12 protein-coding genes and 1 pseudogene are annotated in these 17,061 nt (G+C 71.8%); 8 read left to right on the forward strand and 5 right to left on the reverse strand.

The window, feature by feature from the left end:
* Positions 1 to 315: 315 nt before the first annotated feature.
* Positions 316 to 1,359, forward strand: coding sequence for a heat-inducible transcriptional repressor HrcA (gene hrcA, locus WMF27_RS00050; protein WP_437762319.1), 1,044 nt, complete (start codon positions 316 to 318; stop codon positions 1,357 to 1,359).
* Here hrcA and WMF27_RS00055 read toward each other — a convergent pair.
* A complete protein-coding gene (locus WMF27_RS00055) occupies positions 1,352 to 2,311 on the reverse strand; it encodes an RluA family pseudouridine synthase (RefSeq protein ID WP_437762318.1) in 960 nt (319 codons plus the stop codon). The genes hrcA and WMF27_RS00055 overlap by 8 nt on opposite strands.
* A 301-nt stretch (positions 2,312 to 2,612) precedes the next feature.
* On the opposite strand from WMF27_RS00055, the gene WMF27_RS00060 reads away from it, so the two are divergent.
* Together WMF27_RS00060 and WMF27_RS00065 are read left to right on the forward strand one after the other, a co-directional pair.
* Positions 2,613 to 3,458, forward strand: coding sequence for a response regulator transcription factor (locus WMF27_RS00060; RefSeq protein WP_437762317.1), 846 nt, complete (start codon positions 2,613 to 2,615; stop codon positions 3,456 to 3,458).
* 96 nt (positions 3,459 to 3,554) lie between these two features.
* The gene (locus tag WMF27_RS00065; RefSeq protein WP_437762316.1) at positions 3,555 to 6,377 is read left to right on the forward strand and encodes an ArnT family glycosyltransferase; all 2,823 of its coding nucleotides are present in this window, start codon (positions 3,555 to 3,557) and stop codon (positions 6,375 to 6,377) included.
* Between the two features lie 330 nt (positions 6,378 to 6,707).
* Here the strand turns inward: WMF27_RS00065 and cobA are convergent, their stop codons facing one another.
* Positions 6,708 to 8,312: a uroporphyrinogen-III C-methyltransferase gene (gene cobA / locus WMF27_RS00070; RefSeq protein ID WP_437762315.1), complete on the reverse strand. Its 1,605-nt coding sequence runs from the start codon at positions 8,310 to 8,312 to the stop codon at positions 6,708 to 6,710.
* A gap of 203 nt (positions 8,313 to 8,515) precedes the next feature.
* On the opposite strand from cobA, the gene WMF27_RS00075 reads away from it, so the two are divergent.
* The 3 genes from WMF27_RS00075 (at position 8,516) to WMF27_RS00085 (ending at position 10,687) form a co-directional block, all read left to right on the forward strand.
* Positions 8,516 to 8,893, forward strand: coding sequence for a DUF4339 domain-containing protein (locus WMF27_RS00075; protein ID WP_437762314.1), 378 nt, complete (start codon positions 8,516 to 8,518; stop codon positions 8,891 to 8,893).
* A gap of 219 nt (positions 8,894 to 9,112) precedes the next feature.
* Positions 9,113 to 10,114 (forward strand): porphobilinogen synthase, encoded by a 1,002-nt coding sequence (hemB, locus tag WMF27_RS00080; protein ID WP_437769918.1) that lies wholly within the window; start codon positions 9,113 to 9,115, stop codon positions 10,112 to 10,114.
* 3 nt (positions 10,115 to 10,117) lie between these two features.
* Entirely contained in the window at positions 10,118 to 10,687 is a 570-nt protein-coding gene (locus WMF27_RS00085; protein ID WP_437943693.1) for a hypothetical protein, read from the forward strand.
* Between the two features lie 11 nt (positions 10,688 to 10,698).
* Here WMF27_RS00085 and WMF27_RS00090 read toward each other — a convergent pair whose 3' ends face one another.
* Genes WMF27_RS00090 through nusG form a run of 3 tightly spaced genes read right to left on the reverse strand, consistent with a single transcriptional unit; the run spans position 10,699 to position 15,896 of the window.
* The gene (locus WMF27_RS00090; protein WP_437762312.1) at positions 10,699 to 12,621 is read right to left on the reverse strand and encodes an ABC transporter ATP-binding protein; all 1,923 of its coding nucleotides are present in this window, start codon (positions 12,619 to 12,621) and stop codon (positions 10,699 to 10,701) included.
* Positions 12,622 to 12,650: 29 nt separating this feature from the next.
* Positions 12,651 to 14,447, reverse strand: coding sequence for an ABC transporter ATP-binding protein (locus WMF27_RS00095; RefSeq protein WP_437762311.1), 1,797 nt, complete (start codon positions 14,445 to 14,447; stop codon positions 12,651 to 12,653).
* Between the two features lie 27 nt (positions 14,448 to 14,474).
* Positions 14,475 to 15,896 (reverse strand): transcription termination/antitermination protein NusG, encoded by a 1,422-nt coding sequence (gene nusG / locus WMF27_RS00100; protein ID WP_437762310.1) that lies wholly within the window; start codon positions 15,894 to 15,896, stop codon positions 14,475 to 14,477.
* 368 nt (positions 15,897 to 16,264) lie between these two features.
* Between nusG and WMF27_RS00105 the strand changes: the two are divergent.
* Positions 16,265 to 16,405: pseudogene (locus WMF27_RS00105) on the forward strand (zinc-ribbon domain containing protein); the annotation flags it as partial.
* Positions 16,406 to 16,549: 144 nt separating this feature from the next.
* Entirely contained in the window at positions 16,550 to 16,873 is a 324-nt protein-coding gene (locus WMF27_RS00110; RefSeq protein ID WP_437769917.1) for a CxxC-x17-CxxC domain-containing protein, read from the forward strand.
* The last annotated feature ends 188 nt before the right edge of the window (positions 16,874 to 17,061 follow it).

Below are 17,061 nucleotides of genomic sequence, written 5' to 3' on the forward strand. Positions count from 1 at the left end.
GTAACCGCGTGGCCGCGTGGCCGCGTGGCCGCGTGGCCGCGTGGCCGCGTGGCCGCGTGGCCGCGTGGCCGGCCGCGCCGCCATCCGGTGGGGCGGGGCCCCGTGCGCGGGGCGGCACCTGCCCGATCCTACCGCGACATTTGACCGGGCCGCGCGATCCCCTCAAAATGGGTCGCATGCGCGTCCGTGGGTCGAGCGCCCGCACGCGCAGCTTGACGTACGGGAGCGAAGGTCCGGCCCGCATGGCTTCCCGGGCTGGGCGGTCCCTGGTCCAGGTAGCCACGGCGGCGCGCTTGTGCGCGGCATGCAACTGACATGGGTGATCTTTCCAATCGAGCTCGAAAGATCCTTTTCGCCGCGGTCACCGAGTTCATCGCAACGGGCGACCCAGTTGGCAGCAGGACGCTCGCCCGGAAATACGGGCTGGATCTCTCGGCTGCTTCGATCCGCAACGTGCTCGCCGACCTCGAGGAGGCCGGGTACCTCCACCAGCCGCACACCTCTGCCGGGCGGATCCCGACCGATCGCGCGCTCCGGCTGTTCATCGACGCGCTCGTCGAGCTCCGGTCGCTGTCCCCCGAGCAGCAGGCCGAGCTGAGCGCGAGGTTCACCGAGATCTACGCGGGGGCGAACGATCCGCTCCGCGAGACGGGGCGCTACCTCTCGGAGCTGTCCGGCGCCGCGGCGGTCGTCGCGGCGCCGCGGGCGGAGCTCCGCGCCCTCGCCCAGCTGCGCTTCATCCCGACCAAGCCCGGGCAGCTGCTCGCGGTGCTCGTCTTCGCCGACGGCTCGGTCGCGAACCGCTTCATCTCGGCCGACGAGGCGATCAACGAGGGCGAGCTCACCCGGATCCACAACCTGCTCACCGACGTCATCGAGGGGCGCACCCTGGGCGAGATCCGGGACCTGTTCGCCCGCCGCCTCGCCGACGAGCGCCTCCAGATCGACGCGCTGAGGCGCCGCGCCTTCGAGCTCGGCAGCAAGGCGATGGCCGACGTGACCCCGCGGAGCGAGGTCGTCATCGAGGGGCAGAACCGCCTGATCGATCTGCCTGAGTACGCCGATGTCGACCGGCTCAAGAAGCTGATGAAGGCGCTCGAGGAGCGCGAGGAGCTCGTCGATCTGCTCGACCGGACGCTCGCCGCCGGCGCGGGTGAGGTCACCGTGTTCGTCGGCAGCGAGGCGGGCGACCTCGGTGGAGGCCAGCTCAGCCTCGTCGCCGCGCCGTACATGGAGAACGGCCGCGTCGCCGGGACCGTGGGCGTGCTCGGCCCGACGCGGATGGACTACGCGAAGGTCATGCCGCTGGTCGACGCCACGGCTGCGGCGATGACCGAGGTCCGCGGCAAGGTCAAGTAGCACCCCTCCGCTGCGGCTCGCGGAGCCGCTCGAGCACGTCGTCGAAGTCCGGGGGCGGCGGCGCCTGGAAGCGCATCGGCCGGTCGTCGGCCGGGTGGTTGAAGCCGAGCTCGGCCGCGTGGAGCATCAGCCGCGCGGCCGGGACCCTCGCCCCGCGGTAGCCCCGCACGTAGACGGTCTCGCCGACGAGCGGGTGCCCGGCCTCCGCGAGGTGGATGCGGATCTGGTGCGTGCGTCCCGTCTCGAGCCGGCACGCGACGAGCGTCACGCCCCCGGCGCCGGCCCCCTCCTGCGGCCCTCGGAGCACCTCGATCGGCTCCACGTGCGTCACCGCGAGCTGCCCCTCGCGCCGCCCCTCTCGCGCCGAGCCGCGCAGCCCGTCGCCCCGATCCTCGACGAGGTAGCTGCGGTAGGTGCCGCGCGGGACGGCGCCGTGCGCCAGCGCCAGGTACTGCCGGTGCATCGCGCGGACGCGGAGCTGCTGCGCGAGGTGCTTCTTCGCGGCGAGCGTCCGCGCGAAGACAAGCAGCCCGCTCGTCCCCTTGTCGAGGCGCTGCACCACGCCGAGCGGCGCGCGCCCGCGCAGGCGGTCGCGCCTGGCCAGCACCTCGCGCACCAGCGCGTCGAGGGTCGCGGCCTGCTCCGCGGGATCCTCGTCGCCGTACGGGATGGTGCTCACCCCGGCGGGCTTGTTCACCACGATGACGCTCGCGTCCGCGTAGACCACGAGCTCGCCCTCGAGCTTGCGCCGCCGCACGGTCTCGGGCCTCGGCGCGTGCAGGCGGATCTCGAGCAGCTCCCCGCCGAGCACCCGCCGGCGGGCGCTCGGCGCCACCGCGCTCCCGACCAGCACCTTGCCGGTCTCGATCAACCGGCGCGCGTCGGACCACGAGACCGCGGCCAGCGCACGGACGGCCCCGTCCAGCGGGCGCCGATCCAGCTCGGCGGGCACCGTCCAGCGGCCATCCTGCGGAGGTCGTACCTGGGCGGCCGGGTGGACGCCGGTCGTTTCGGCGGCTTTGTCTTCCTGGCTCGGCGGAGTGGCGGGTCGGAGCGAACGCATGTAGAAGCTCACAGGGGGGCGCCTCGGCTCCGCCCACCAGCGTGGGACCGGGCTCTACCGGCGCGAAAAACGCACATCCGCGGGGCCCGCGGGGGCGAAATACACCGCGAATGTTGACACATCGCGCGACCGGAGCCGAAGATATCCAGAGCCGTCATCGCTTTCTCGCCATCTGAGAGGAGACCCGTTCGTGGCCAGCACCCTTCTCGCCGTAGACGACAGCGTGACCATGCGCAAAGTGCTCGAAATCACCTTTGCGGGTCAGGATTTCCGCGTCGTGACGGCGAGCAGCGCCGACGCTGCGCTGCAGAAGCTCAAGAGCGATAAACCCGACCTGGTGATCGCCGACGTCACGCTCGAGCCGAAGAACGGCTACGAGCTGTGCAAGGCGATCAAGCAGGCCTCACCGGCGACGCCCGTCCTGATCCTCTCGTCCAAGCAGAACCCGTTCGACCCCGCCAAGGGATCGGGCGCGCAGGCGGACGATCACATGGACAAGCCGTTCGACACCCAGCAGATGATCGACAAGGTCAAGAAGCTGCTGGCGTCGCGCGGCGAAGCGAAGCCCGCCGCCGCAGCGGCCCCTGCTGCCGCGGCGCCTGCGCCCGCGCGCTCTCCTGCGGCGCAGCCCGCCGCCGCCGCGCAGCAGGCAGCAACGAGCCCGCTCCAGCGCGCGAAGACCCTCATCTACACGCCCAACGCGCCGGCCACGAGCGCTGCGCCGGCCCAGGCCTCGGTCAAGACGGCGCCGGGCGGCCCGGCGAACGTGCCGGTCACGACGACGATGGCCTTCTCGCCGACGCCGGTGTCCGGCGTGCCGAAGACCGCGACGGGGCCTGCCGCCGTCGCCGCGACCGCCTCCGCGCAGGTCAACGGCCAGATGGCGAGCAAGCTCGAGGGCCTCGGCCTCACCTCCGATCAGGTGGAGGCCGTGATGGCGCTGTCCCGCGACATCGTGGAGCGCGTCGTGTGGGAGGTCGTGCCGGTGCTCGCCGAGACGATCATCAAGGAAGAGATCGCGCGCCTGACGAAGTAGGCGCGCACCGCGGCCTCTGCCTGGCCGTGGCTGCTTTGTCCGGCGTCCTGGAGTTGCTACGCCAGGGCCGCGCCTCGTTCCGCGGTCGGCGCAGCCATGAACGACACACACGACAAACGCAGCGGTGCGCCCGCGGACGCCCGCGACGGGACGGCCGCTGGCGATCTGGAGAGCCCGAGCGCTCCTGCGCCACGCGCGCCTTCCGCCGGCGACGGGGCAGCGGGGAGCAACGGCATGGTCGGGATGGCCGGGGCCGCGGCCGACGCCGAGGAGGCTCGCCTCGTGCCGCAGGGCAACCCGCTCCGCTGGCGTGGCGTTGCCGTGTCCGCCGCGGGCGCCCTCCTCACGTTCGTCGTGATGGCGCTCGCGCCTCAGCTGCGCTGGGGTGTCCCGATCGGCGCGCTCGGCGTCGCCATCGCGGCGATCGGTCTGCTCGACCTGCTCGGCTCGTTCGACGATCCCCCCGAGCGCGTCGCCACGCGCGTCGGGATCCACGACCTCCTCGGCCCGCTCGCGCTGCTCGGCGGTGGGCTCGTCGCGCTCTTCGTCCTGATCACGCTGAGCGTCGCGGGCTTCTTCTCGCCGAGCCCCCTCTCGTCGGACGGCGCGCCGACGCTGCTCTCGCTGGCGGTGCCCGCCATCGCCGTCCCTGCCGCGTTTCTCACGGCGGTCATCGGCGCGTTCCGGTTCGGCGAGCGCCTCGGCCCCTGCCGCGTCGACGAGGCGGGAACTCCGCGCCCCCTCGGCCGGCGGCACGGCTTCTGGCTCGTCGCCGTCGTCACGCTGCTCTACCTGCCCATGCTCGGGAGCCACTCGCTCACCGATCCCTGGGAGACGCACTACGGCGAGGTCGCGCGCGAGATCCTGGCCAGGAACGACTGGATCTCCCTCTGGTGGGCGCAGGACGGCTGGTTCTGGTCGAAGCCGGTGCTCGACTTCTGGATGCAGGCGCTCGCGATGGCCGCGTTCGGCGTCCGCTACCGCTCGGGCGAGATGCTCTCGGCGGCCGCCGAGGGGCGCACCCCGTGGCCCGAGTGGGCCGTCAGGCTCCCCGTCTTCGCGCTGACGCTCATCGCCGTTTATCTCCTCTACAAGGCCGTCTCGCGCATCTTCAGCCGCCGCGCGGGGCTGCTCGCGGGGCTCGTCCTCGCCACGATGCCGCAGTGGTTCCTGGTCTCCCACCAGACCATGACCGACATGCCCTTCGTCGCGACGATGGCCGCGGCGATGGCGCTCCTCCTGCTCGGCATCCACACCGACGACGCGGAGGAGGCGCGCGTCTACGAGGTGGATCTCGGCCCGCTCAAGGTGGGCCTCTCGGCCTATCACCTCGTGCTGGGGGCGATCCTCGCCTGCGCGCTGCCGCAGATCCTCTACCTGCTCTCGCGTCACGTCGAGATCGGCCTTTCGCCCTTCGGCCTCCACTTCCGCGGCGACGTCTTCAGCTCGGGCTCACCGGGCAACTGCGGTCTGCCCGGGAACGAGGCCTGCCGGTCGGTGCTGCCCGTGCTCCCCGGCCTTCAGCCTGCGCTCCAGGCGCTCGTCTGGGCGCAGACGCTCGCGATCGTCCTGTACGCCAGCTGGGGCGAGCGGCGCGTCCAGCGGCTCCTCTTCCTCTCGGCGTGGTTCTTCGCTGCCCTGTCCACGATGGCCAAGGGGCCGGCCGGCTTCGGGCTCCCGGTGCTCTGCGCGCTCGGCTACGTCGTCGTCTCCCGCCGGTACCGCGACGTGCTCAAGATGGAGATCCCCGTCGGGCTGCTCGTGCTCGCGTGCATCGCGCTGCCCTGGTTCGTCGCGATGTACGCGCGGCACGGCCAGCCGTTCACCGACAGGCTCCTGTTCCACGACATGTTCAAGCGCGCCTTCACCCACGTCCACGACACGAACGAGGGCGACGACGTGAGCTTCCGCTATTACGTGTGGCAGCTCGGCTACGCGATGTTCCCGTGGACCGGGCTCGTGCCCGCGTCGCTCGTGTGGTGGCTCAGGCGGCGCGAGGGGGCGGCGCCGGGGGAGCGCGGCTCGGCCGACGTCCGCCAGGGCGACGCCTCGGTGTTCCTGGCGATGTGGTTCCTCTTCGGCTTCGCGCTGTTCTCGCTGATGCTGACGAAGTTCCATCACTACATCCTGCCGGCCGTGCCGCCGGCAGCGATGCTCACGGGGATCCTGCTCGACGACATGCTGCGCCTCGATGGCCGCGCGGGAGGGCTCGCGCGCTGCTCGGACGGCGCCTCCTCGCCGGTGCAGTCGGCGCGCTCCGCCGCGGTGGTCAGCTACGAGCGCGCGATGCTCGGCGCCGTCGCGCTCGGCGCTGCGCTCCTCGTGTTCCTCGTCGGGCGCGATCTCGCGATGGTGCGCGAGGGACAGCCGAGCCAGGCCAGGCTGCTGCACCTGTTCACGTACAATTACAAGCGCCCCTGGCCGCAGTCGCTCGACTTCTCCGCGGCCCTGTGGGCCTTCACCGCCGCCGCGGCTGCCCTGTGCTTGCTGCTGATGGTCGCGCGCTGGCGCCGCCATGTCGTCTACGCGCTCCTCTCGCTCGCCGTCGTGTTCACGGCGTGGGGCATCGACGTGTACTTCGTGCGGACGTCGCCTCACTGGGGGCAACGCGAGACGTTGCTCGCCTACGTGCGCGCGAATCAGCAGATCCCAGGGCCGCTCGTCGCCTACCAGCTGAACTGGAAGGGCGAGAACTTCTATGCCGGCAACCGGCTGGCGGCCTTCGTGTCGAGCGGGAAGAAGTTCCAGGATTACATCAACGAGCAGAAGAAGAAGGGCGTGAAGACCTTCTACTTCGTCACCGAGCACGGACGCACCGGCTCCTTGTCGAACGAGCTCGGCAGCCCTCGCATCTTCGAGAAGCTCACGTCCATCGAGCTCAACAACAAGTTCCTCGTGGTGCGAGCGACGTTCGAGTGAGCCGAACGGCGCCGGAGGGCGCTCATCTCACCAGCGCTGTCCGGCTGTGACGCTGTACGCCTGCTCCGGCCCGGGGAGTGCCGCTGTCGGTGTTCGACCGTAATGCTGAATCAGGAGCGTCCTTGCATCTCTGTCGCCGTGGCGGCGCAGCAGCGCAAGGGGACTCCTGCTGGGGCGTGCTAAGTACCTGAATCGACTTGAAGAAGTCGCAGGCACGCGCCCTGCTCTCCCCTGGGTTCGAGCGTCGCGGCGGAGACCTTTCCCCCCCAGGTCCGCTGCGACGCTCTCTTTATTTCCGCAGCTGCGCCGGCCGCACAGCGGGCGACCAGCTCATTCGCTCCTGGCGCCGCCAGGGGTCGCTTGCAATGCAGTGAAATGTCGATCCAGCGCGTCCAGGAGACCTGCTGTGGTGCTCACCTCGGCGGTCACACCGACCCGGAGCCCCCGCTTCTCGGCGGTCGCGGTCGTGATCGGCCCGATGCTCGCGAGGAGCACGCGCTCGAGGCGCGCTGCGGCGCCCTCGCCGAGGAGATCGCAGAGGCTGTCGACGGTGCTGCTCGAGGTGAGCAGCACGACGTCGATCGCGCCCGCCGAGAGCGCCCGGAGCAGCTCTTCGCGGCGACCGGCCGACGCAGGGCGGGTCTCGTAGACAGGCACGACATCGACCTCGCAACCGGCGGCGCGGAGGCGCTCGGGGAGCACCTCGCGGGCGACCAGCGCGCGCGCGAGGAGCACGCGGACTCGAGGGGACGCCGCCCGGCGTCCGGCGAGCGCGGGGTCGGCGAGGATGGCCTCCGCGAGCTCCTCGCCGCGGAATTCCCGCGGGACGATGTCGGCGCGGACGCCGCGCGCGGCGAGCGCGGCGGCCGTCCCGACGCCGATCGCGGCGAGGCGCGCAGGGCCGAAGGCGCGCGCGTCCAGGCCGAGCCGCTCCACCTCCTTGAAGAAGCAGGCCACCCCGTTCTCGCTCGTGAAGACGACGGCGTGGTAACCGGCGAGGCCGCGGACGGCCTCGGTGACGCGCGCCGGGTCGGGGGGCGGGTGGATCTCGATGGTCGGGAGCTCCACCGCCTCGCCGCCGCGGAGGCGCACCAGCCTCGACGTCGAGCGCGCCTGGTGGCGCGGCCGGGTCACGAGCACGCGCTTGCCGAAGAGCGGCTTCCGATCGAACCAGCGGAGCGTGTCGCGCAGGCCGGTGACGGCGCCGACGACGATGACCGCGGGGCTCTCGATCCCTGCCTCCTTCACGCGGCGAGGCAGCTCGTCGAGGCGGCTGGAGACGACGCGCTGGTCGGCCCGCGTGCCCCACTGGATCGCCGCCGCCGGCGTCGCGGGATCGCGGCGCCCGGGCCCCATCAACCCCGCGACCACCGCGTCGAGGGCCTGCATGCCCATCAGGACGCAGATGGTGCCGCGGACGGAGGCGAGCTCGCTCCAGTCGAAGGATCTGCCAGCCCGGGTGACGCCGCTGACGATCATCACGCTGGAGGCGATGTGCCGGTGCGTCAGCGAGATGCCGGCGTAGGCCGTCGCGCCGAGCGGAGAGCAGACGCCCGGCACCACCTCGAACGGCACCCCGGCCCGCGCCAGCGCCTCCGCCTCCTCCGAGCCGCGCCCGAAGAGGAACGGATCGCCGCCCTTCAAGCGAACGACGCTGCGGCCCGCGAGGCCGAGCGCGACGAGCTCCGCGTCGATCTCCGCCTGCTTCGCGTCCTTCACCACCCGATCGCCGCCGCGCTTGCCGACCGAGCGCACGTCGGCGCCCTCCCGCACGCGGTCCAGCAGCGCGGGGTGGACGAGCTCGTCGTGCAGCACGACGTCGGCCGTGGCGAGGAGCTCTGCGCCGCGCAACGTGAGGAGCCCCGGATCCCCCGGGCCGGCGCCGACCAGGTACACGACGCCTGGCCTGGCCGCGCCCGGCGCTCCGTCGTTCATTGCCCCCGCAGCCGCCGCGCCGGGGCCCTCCTCGGAAGGATCGTTACGCCTCGGAAACACAGTCAAACTCCCGTCATTCTCTCGTTCATGCATGGCAGACGTTGATTGTCATAGCGATTCTGCAGTGATGTTGACCCGGTGCGTTATGGGATTAGAATCGCGTCCGGTCGATTCAACGTCCGGCGGTTTCTGGAGTCCATTCGATGAGATCTGTGAAACTGGTCGAGGAGCTGCTGAGCTCAGAGCGCGGCTTTCCGGACCGATGGTACGTCACCAACGGGGAGCGCTCGGTCGGGCCGGTCAGGCTCGACCAGCTCGCGCGCGGCATCGAGAGCGGAGTGGTCCCCCTCGATAGCTTCGTCCGCAATGAGGCATGGACCGTGTGGTGCCCGCTGTCCGACATTGCAACGGTCACGGTCGCCGCCACGGCGGCGCCTGCGGAGCAGCCGGCGGCGCGCTCGACAGCGGATGACGACGACGACACGCTCCCACTGTCGTCCCAGCAGACGCCCCAGCCGATGACGCCGCGCCCCGGCTCGGCGGCGCGCTCGGCCGCGCGCTCTGGAGCGGCCCACCGCTGAGCGATGGCTGCGCGCGCGGACCGCGCCCGGCGCGAGCTCCGCGCGCGGGTGGGCGAGCGCGGCGGGAAAACGGGAAGTGGAGGGCCGTTCTCATGCTGGCGGTTTCGGGCGAACACTGCGAACACTGCGAACACTGCGAACACTAACCGATTCGCAGCGCCCACGCGATCCACGGATCGCGCGGTCCTCTGGACCGGAGCGGCTCACGCGGGCGCAGGGCTGCTATGCTCCGCCGCCGTGTTCCCCACGAAGAGACCGCGTCGGCTCCGTCGCTCGCCCGCCCTCCGCGCCCTGGTGCGCGAGACAACCCTCCATCCGGGAGATTTCATCCTCCCCCTCTTCTTCAACGAGGCGCTCGACGCGCCTCGGCCGGTCGGGACGATGCCGGGGGTCTCGCAGCTGCCCGTGAGCGCCGCGGCAGCGCAGGCGCGGCTCTGCAAGGAGCTCGGCATCGGCGGGACGATCCTGTTCGGGCTCCCGCGCACCAAGGATGCGTCGGGCACGAGCGCTTACGACCCGGACGGGCCCGTGCCGCGCGCCGTGAAGGCGATGAAGGAGGCCGTGCCGGAGCTGCTCGTGATCACCGACGTGTGCGTGGACGAGTACACCGATCACGGCCACTGCGGCCTGCTGCGGCAGGACGCGTCCGGGGCGGTGGACGTCGACAACGACGCGACGCTGGAGGTGCTCGCGCAGGCGGCCGTGGTCCACGCCAGGGCGGGGGCCGACGTGGTCGCGCCGAGCGACATGATGGACGGCCGGGTCGCCGCGATCCGGCGCGCCCTCGACGCCGAGTCGCTGACGGGGACGGCGATCCTCTCCTACGCCGTGAAGTACGCGTCCGGCTTTTACGGGCCGTTCCGCGAAGCGGCCGACTGCGCGCCCAAGTTCGGCGACCGGGCGGGCTACCAGATGGACCCCGGGAACGCCCGCGAAGGCCTGCGCGAGGCGGCGCTCGACGAGGAAGAGGGGGCCGACATGCTCATGGTCAAGCCTGCGCTCGCGTACCTCGACGTCATCGCGCGCGTGCGCGAGGTGACGACGCTGCCGCTCGGCGCGTACAACGTCAGCGGCGAGTACGCGATGATCAAGGCGGCCGCGGAGCGCGGAATGATCGACGAGAAGCGCGCCGTGCTCGAGCTGCTGACGTCGATCCGGCGCGCCGGGGCGGACTTCATCCTCACCTACCACGCGCTCGACGCCGCGCGCTGGCTCGGCTGAGCGATGCGGAGCCAGGGCGCAGGCGGGAGCGCCGCGCAGCGCTTGAGGTGGGCCGCCGCTTGGGCGGTGGGCGCGTCGGCGGTGTGCGCGGCGGGGTGCTCGCCGAACAGGTGCGACCGGTCCGAGGAAGCGAACCCGCCGATCGAGTTCGTCGAGGCCACCCCGGAGGGGGGCATCTACGAGACCTCGGCGCCGGACGGCGAGCTCCTCTACTTCCCGGGCGGCATGCGGTACGCGCTCAAGCATCACCTCGGCGCGCGCCCTCGATGGTGGCAGGTGTACCTGTCGTTCGAGCGCGACGGCACGAAGAGCGGCGGGACGCTGGCGCAGGCGGCTGGCAACCAGGCCGAGGTGCCCTGCGTGGACGACCAGCACCTGATCGTCGTCAACGGCAGCTGCTCCGAGTACTGGCTGCGGGTGGTCGCCGGGGGCGCGATCGGCGCCGATGACGGCGCGACCGGAGCCGCAGGAGGCGGGGCCGACGGTGATGGGATGGGAGCCGCCGGGAGCACCGTCGTCGGCAGGTGCTACGGCGCCGACGCCGATCCCGGCGGCGGGAGCGCGGCGCCCTAGGGCCCGCGCTCCTAGGCGTGCGCCGTTGCCTGCCGGGCGAACTGCAGCCGGTACAGCTTGCTGTAGACGCCGCCCGCGGCGAGCAGGTCCTCGTGCGTGCCCTGCTCGACGACGCAGCCCTTGTGGAAGACGACGACCCGATCGACGGCGCGGATCGTCGAGAGGCGGTGCGCGATGATCAACGCGGTGCGCCCCTCCATGGCTCCCTCGAGGGCGCGCTGGAGGCGCGCCTCGGTGTCGCTGTCGACGTTGGCCGTGGCCTCGTCCAGGATGAGGAGCGGCGGGTCGCGGTAGAGGGCCCGGGCGAACGCGATCAGCTGGCGCTCGCCAGCGCTGAAATTGCTGCCGCGCTCGAGCACGGGGGCGTCGAGCCCGCCCTCGCGCCGCTCGAAGAGGTCGAGGGCGTCGATGCGGTTCAGCGCGTTCACCACCTTGGCCCGATCGGGGATCGCGTCGCCGGCCGCGATGTTGGTGAGCACCGTGCCCGGGAACAGGAACACGTCCTGAGGGACGACGGCGAACTGGCGGCGCAGCTCGTCGCGAGGGTACGCGCTGACGTCGCAGCCGAAGACCCGCACGACGCCCTCATCGACGTCGTAGAGGCGGAGCAGCAGCGACGCCACGGTGCTCTTGCCGGCGCCGGTCGCGCCGACCAGCGCGACCTTCTCGCCGCGCCTCGCCGCGATCGACACGTGCCGCAGCACGGGCGTGCCGGGCTTGTAGCCGAAGCCGACGTTGTCGAGCTCGAACGCGACGCCCTCGTCCGCTGCCCTCGCCGCGTCGCCGCCGCTCGTCGCCGCCGCCGTCGCGTCCTCATCCTTGTTGTCGAGCAGCTCGAAGACGCGCTCCGCGCCGGCCATCGCGGACTGCAGCAGCGTGTACCGAGCCGAGAGATCGCGGATCGGGACGAAGAACATGTCGATGTAAGCGACGAAGGCGAACAGGGTCCCGAACGAGATCTGGTCCTTCAGGCTGTTCACGCCGGCGTACCAGAGCACCGCGGCGATGCAGACGCTCGAGACCATCTCGATGGCGGCGTCGAGCGTCGCGTCGAGCACGATCGAGCGGTTGTTCGCGTTGCGGTACGCCGCGTTGATCTCGTCGAACTCCTCGGCCGAGCGCTCCTCCCTGGCGTAGGCCTGCACGACGGCCATCCCGGACACCTGCTCGTTGAGGTACGCGTTCATCCTGGCCGTCTTCGCCCGCACCTCTCGGAACGCGTCGCGCATCCGCCGCCGCGTCCAGTTGACGCCGAGGGCGACAGGGGGGACCGCCGCGAAGGCGAGCAACGACATGCGCCAGTCGAGCGACACCATCACCGCGACGATGACGACGAGCCGGAGGAGATCGCCGAACGCGTTGAGCGCGCCGGACGCGAACATCTCGCCGATCGCGTCCACGTCGTTCGTCACGCGCGTGACGAGCCGGCCGACCGGCGTGCGATCGAAGAACCCGAGGCGGCGGGTGTGCAGGAAGCCGAACACGCGCACGCGCAGGTCGGCCATCGCGCGCGCGCCGGCGAGCTGCATCAGGTAGAGCTGCGGGAAGGCGAGCGACTGCTCCAGGAGCATGATGCCCGTGAGCAACAGGCCGCTGCGCGTGAGGTGATCGAGCCCGCCGGGCGTGTCGAAGGCGTCGAGCGCGTCGCGCATGATGAGCGGACGCAGCAGCGCCAGCAGCGCCGTGACGACGAGCAGCGCCAGCGACAGCGCGAGGTGCGTGCCCTGCGGGCGCACGAACGGCCACAGCCTCAGCAGCATGCGCGCGTCGTACGCCTCGCCGAGCTGTGACTCCTCGTGGAACCGGCTCAGCACGTCCTCCGTGCGGCTCGCCTTCGTCGCCCCGCGGCCGTTGGCCGTCGCCGCCTGCGCCGGCCGCCGCGGGCCCGCGCCCGCCTCGCCTGAGGGCGAGGGGCCGCCCGATTTCGACCGCATCGTCGCGCTGTCTCCGTGCGCCGGCTGTGTCACGAGAGCCCCACCGGTTGCGAGGACGGCGACGCCTCGAAGGTCGCGAGATCCTCTTCGAGCTGCTGCTCCTCGGCGAACGACGCGTAGATCCCGCCCGCGCGGACGAGCTCGTCGTGCGTGCCGCGCTCGACGACCCGACCCTGCTCCAGCACGACGATCGCGTCACACCGCCGCGCGGCCGCGACCCTGTGGGTGATCAGGATGACGGTCCTTCGCGCGGCCTGCCGCTCGATCGCCGCGAGGATGGCCTGCTCGGTCTTCGCGTCGACGGCGGAGAGCGGATCGTCGAGGACGAGGACGCTCGGCTCGCGCACGAGCGCGCGCGCGAGCGCGACGCGCTGGCGCTGTCCGCCGGACAGCTGCACGCCGCGCTCCCCGACCACGGTATCGAAGCCGTCAGGGAGCGAGAGCACCTCGTTCAGCACCTCGGCCTCGGCGGCGGCCGCGCGGATCGTCTCGAAGGCGGCGGGCGAGTCCGGATCGTCGAGGGAGTAGCCGATGTTGCGGGCCACGGTCGTCGAGAAGAGGAACGCGTCCTGCTGCGCGTAGCCGATGCTCGCGCGCACGGTGTCGAGCGGCAGGTCGCAGATGTCGACGCCGTCCAGGAGCACGGCGCCGCGGGGCGTGGGCATGAGCCTGGCGAGCAGCGTGGCGATGGTGCTCTTGCCCGAGCCGGTGCGCCCGACGATGGCGAGCGAGCTGCCCGCTTCGACCTCGAAGCTCACGCCGTCGACCACCTTCCTCGCGCCGTGGGAGAACGTCAGCTCCTTGACGGAGATGGCGCCGCGGACGACCTCGGGTGAGGGCATCGGGCCGCTCACGACCTCGGGGATGGCCTCGAAGATGGCCTTGAGCCGGGCGTAGCCGGCACGACCGCGCTGGACGATGGCGGCGACGAAGCCGAGGGCGAGCATCGGCCAGGTGAGCCGCAAGAGCGCCAGCCAGAACGAGACGAAGTCTCCCCGGGTCATCTGCTGCTCCAGCACGAGCCGCCCGCCGTACCAGAAGACGATGAGCACGCCGACCGAGCTGATGGCCCCCATGAGCGGCGCCATGGAGCCGCGCAGCTTGGCGAGCGCGAGGCTCTTCTCGAGGTAGCCCTGGTTCGTGCTCGTGAACGCGGCCATCTCGGACGCCTCGAGCGCGAACGAGCGGACGACCCTGACCCCGGCGAGGCTCGCGAGGACGCGGTCGCTCATGGCGCCGATCGCCTCCTGGTTGTCGCGCGTGCGGACGAAGAGCTTCGTCGAGAACGACCGGGTGACGAGCATCAGCGCGGGCATCGTCACGAGCGCCGCGAGCGTGAGCCTCTTCGAGATGTGGAGCATCACGTACAGGGCGCTCGTGAACGCGAAGATCGAGCCCACGACGTTCAGCAGGCCGAAGCCGAGGAGGAGGCGGACCTGCGTCAGATCGTTCGTCGCCCGGCTCATGATGTCGCCGGTCGGCATCTTGCGGAAGAACGCCGGCCCGAGCTTGTGCAGGCGCGCGAGCAGGATCGCCCGGAGCTCGTACTCGACGTTGCGGCCCGCCGTGAAGATGGTGACCCGCGAGAACACGCGCATGATCGCGGCGCCCACGCTGACCGCGAGCATGAGGAGCGCCGCATGCGCGGCCTCGCTCGACTGCGCCTTCACGGCGGCGTCGACGGCGTCCTTGACCAGGAAATCTCGCCTGGCCATGAGGAACTGCTGCGCAGCGAGCAGCGCCGCGCCCGTCAGGTAGAGCGGAAGCTTGTGGCGGAACTGCGCGCCGAGGCCGACGGGGTAGGTAGAGGGATCGCGCTTGACCATTGCATGGGGGGGGCCGCGCGGCGACGCTCAGCGCGCCTTACGCGGCGTCGGCGCGAGCGGCTTGCGGTGCGACGTCGAGAGCGCGGGCCGATCTCTTCCATCGACCACGAGCTCGAGCTCGTCGAGCTCGAGCCTCGTCGAGAGCAGGCCGAGCAGGACGCGCGCGCCTCCGCGCCCATCGAGCTCGCTCACCACGCCGATCTTGTCGCCGAAGGGGCCTCGTCGCACGCGGACGCGGCTGCCCTTCTCCAGCACGCCGCCCTTCGCGGGATCCGGCGCGACCTTCGCGGCACCTTCGGGCTCGCCGGACGGACCACGCTGCGCTCGCGGCGCGTGATCGGCCGAGGGCTTCTGCGGCGCCTCGGCCCTCGCCTGCTGCTCCGCTTCGCCGTGCGGCGCTCGCCGGGCCGGGGCGCTGCCCTCTCCGACCCGCTTCAGCGAGGGCCGCGGCTCTCCGCCGCGGCCAGCGCCGGCGCCGGCGTTGCTCGGCGACTTGAACAGCGTCGCCAGGGTCGGTCGGCGGGCGGGCAGGGCGGCCTCGACGCGCTCATCGCCGCGCGCTCGCGCCTGCTCCATCGAGCGCTCTCGCGCTCGGGCCTGCTCGGAGCGCCATCGCTCGTTCTCGGCCTCGATCTCGGCGTGGGCGCGCGCCCGCTCCTGCTCGATGCCCTCGAGCTTGTGGTCGAGCGCGATGCGGTCGTTCTCGCGTGACCACGCGACGAGCCGGTAGATCGGCGCGAGCGCGACGAGCGCGTCCTCGAGCTGCTCATCCAGGATGTCGGCGTGCTCGACCGCCGTCTCGCGCGGGACCGCCCAGCCGATCCAGAGCGGCACCTGGCCGTCGGCGGCGCGGCGGAGCATCTCGGCGATCGCGTCCGAGGTGGCCGCGCTGCAGGCCACGCGATCGCCGCCGGCGGCGCCGAACGAGAACTGCTCCGGGAGCGCGTGGAGCGCGCTCGTGAGCTCGGCGGAGATCGGCGAGGCCGGCGCGCCCGTCGCCTCCTCCGTCGCCGAGACGCGAGCCCGGAGGTTGTCGACGTCCACCTTCGCGTCCGGGTGGACCGCGAAGCACACCTGCACCTCGCTCTCCGAGATGCGAAGCGCGAGGAAGGCGTGCCGCGTGAAGGGGCTCGGATCGTCGATCGCGTCGGAGATCGAGCGGCCTCGGTCGAGGAGGCGATCGAGCTCGTCGCGCGCCGCCTGGTCGCGCCAGAAGAAGACCCACTGGCAGTCGGCCCGGTGCTTGTTGCGGATCGAGGGGTGCTCGTCCGAGCCATGGACATCGACCGAGATGCCGAGCTCGGCCAGCCGGGCGACGACGCCGCGCGCCCAGGCGAGCGCGCGCTGCTTCACCTCGAGGCGGGGGCGCGAGTAGGCCTTCGAGGTCGCTTTTTCGGCGGCGTACGCGTCGAAGTCACGAGCGGTGAGGTGCAGGGAGGGATGGCTCATTGCTTCGACTGGTTGCGATGCGCGGCGTGGGCGGATGCGGCTCGTGGTCCGTCACGGGAGGAGCTGTGCTCCTCGTGAAAGTCGCGCGGATGGTATCTTGAGGAGCTTCGAAATCAAAGCTCCGCGCCGCGCGATCGATCCTGGCGTTGCGTGGAGGCGGCACGCTTGACCGCCCTGACAAGCATGTCACCGTAGGCACTTCCGTGCCCCATCAAGAGGGCGATCCCACCGATATCACGTAGAACCCCGCGTAAATCGCGCTTCTCCAGCGCAGCGGGGCAGCTCCCGGGCGCTCCAGTCACCCGAGTCACCCGAGTCATCCGAGCCCGTGAGCCTGCGAGGCCCGTCGGCCTGACGAAAGAGGAATCATGGAACAGCATCGAGACGAGCACATTGTCTGCGCGAGCTGCGGCACGTCGTTCCTATTCTCGGCTGCGGAAGCTGCCGTCTACGCCGAACGGAAGCTCGCTGCTCCGCCCAAGCGGTGCCGGACTTGCCGCCGTGCGCGCAAGGACAATCGAGGGGAGAGCGAGAGCGGATCGCCGGCTCGCGCTGCGGAGCGCCAGCGCCCTGGCCCGCCTCGGGGCGCCGGGGGGCATCGCGGCCTGGCGCGCGGCGACGGCCAGCCTCGGAAGCCCCGCTACACGGGTGACGTGAACGAGTACCGCAGCCCGATGCAGGACGCGTACTCGGGGCTGGCGCCCGCATGGGCGGTGCAGAGCCACTACCCGAACCGCCTGCGCGGCGGCGCGCCCTTCCGAGATGACGGCAACTACCGCGCCCCCTCGTTCACCGGTGAGCGCCGCGCTGCCGCGCCGAGCCGCGGTCCGGCGCAGCAGCCTCGCGCGCCGCGCACTCGTCCGACGTTCTCGATCACCTGCAAGTCGTGCGGCTCCGAGGGCGAGGTCCCGTTCAAGCCGGTCGAGGGCCGCGACGTGTTCTGTCAGGCGTGCTACCGCGCGCGCAAGCCTTCCTGAGAGACGCCTCCAGCGACGCGCAGCCATCGCGCTGCGGCGCACCCCCGAGCGCCGGTCGCCGCTCGTGCGACCGGCGCGACCGGCGCGGCCGCGAAGCGGACGCCGGGGTGCGGAGCGGGGCGGAGCCCCGAGGAAACAAAGCCAAGACCGCCCGCGCGAAGCCGCCGCGAGGCGGCGCTGAAGCCCGG

The sequence above is a fragment of the Sorangium sp. So ce281 genome, assembly GCF_051527395.1.
Classification (GTDB): Bacteria; Myxococcota_A; Polyangia; order Polyangiales; family Polyangiaceae; genus Sorangium; species Sorangium cellulosum_B.

What these genes read in the sequence shown, in the direction of transcription:
- WMF27_RS00075 (WP_437762314.1), top strand. Translation starts at nt 8,516, where the DNA reads ATGAGATCTGTGAAACTGGTCGAGGAGCTGCTGAGCTCAGAGCGCGGC.
- cobA (WP_437762315.1), bottom strand. Translation starts at nt 8,312, where the DNA reads ATGAACGACGGAGCGCCGGGCGCGGCCAGGCCAGGCGTCGTGTACCTG.
- nusG (WP_437762310.1), bottom strand. Translation starts at nt 15,896, where the DNA reads ATGAGCCATCCCTCCCTGCACCTCACCGCTCGTGACTTCGACGCGTAC.
- WMF27_RS00085 (WP_437943693.1), top strand. Translation starts at nt 10,118, where the DNA reads ATGCGGAGCCAGGGCGCAGGCGGGAGCGCCGCGCAGCGCTTGAGGTGG.
- WMF27_RS00095 (WP_437762311.1), bottom strand. Translation starts at nt 14,447, where the DNA reads ATGGTCAAGCGCGATCCCTCTACCTACCCCGTCGGCCTCGGCGCGCAG.
- hrcA (WP_437762319.1), top strand. Translation starts at nt 316, where the DNA reads ATGGGTGATCTTTCCAATCGAGCTCGAAAGATCCTTTTCGCCGCGGTC.
- WMF27_RS00065 (WP_437762316.1), top strand. Translation starts at nt 3,555, where the DNA reads ATGAACGACACACACGACAAACGCAGCGGTGCGCCCGCGGACGCCCGC.
- WMF27_RS00090 (WP_437762312.1), bottom strand. Translation starts at nt 12,621, where the DNA reads ATGCGGTCGAAATCGGGCGGCCCCTCGCCCTCAGGCGAGGCGGGCGCG.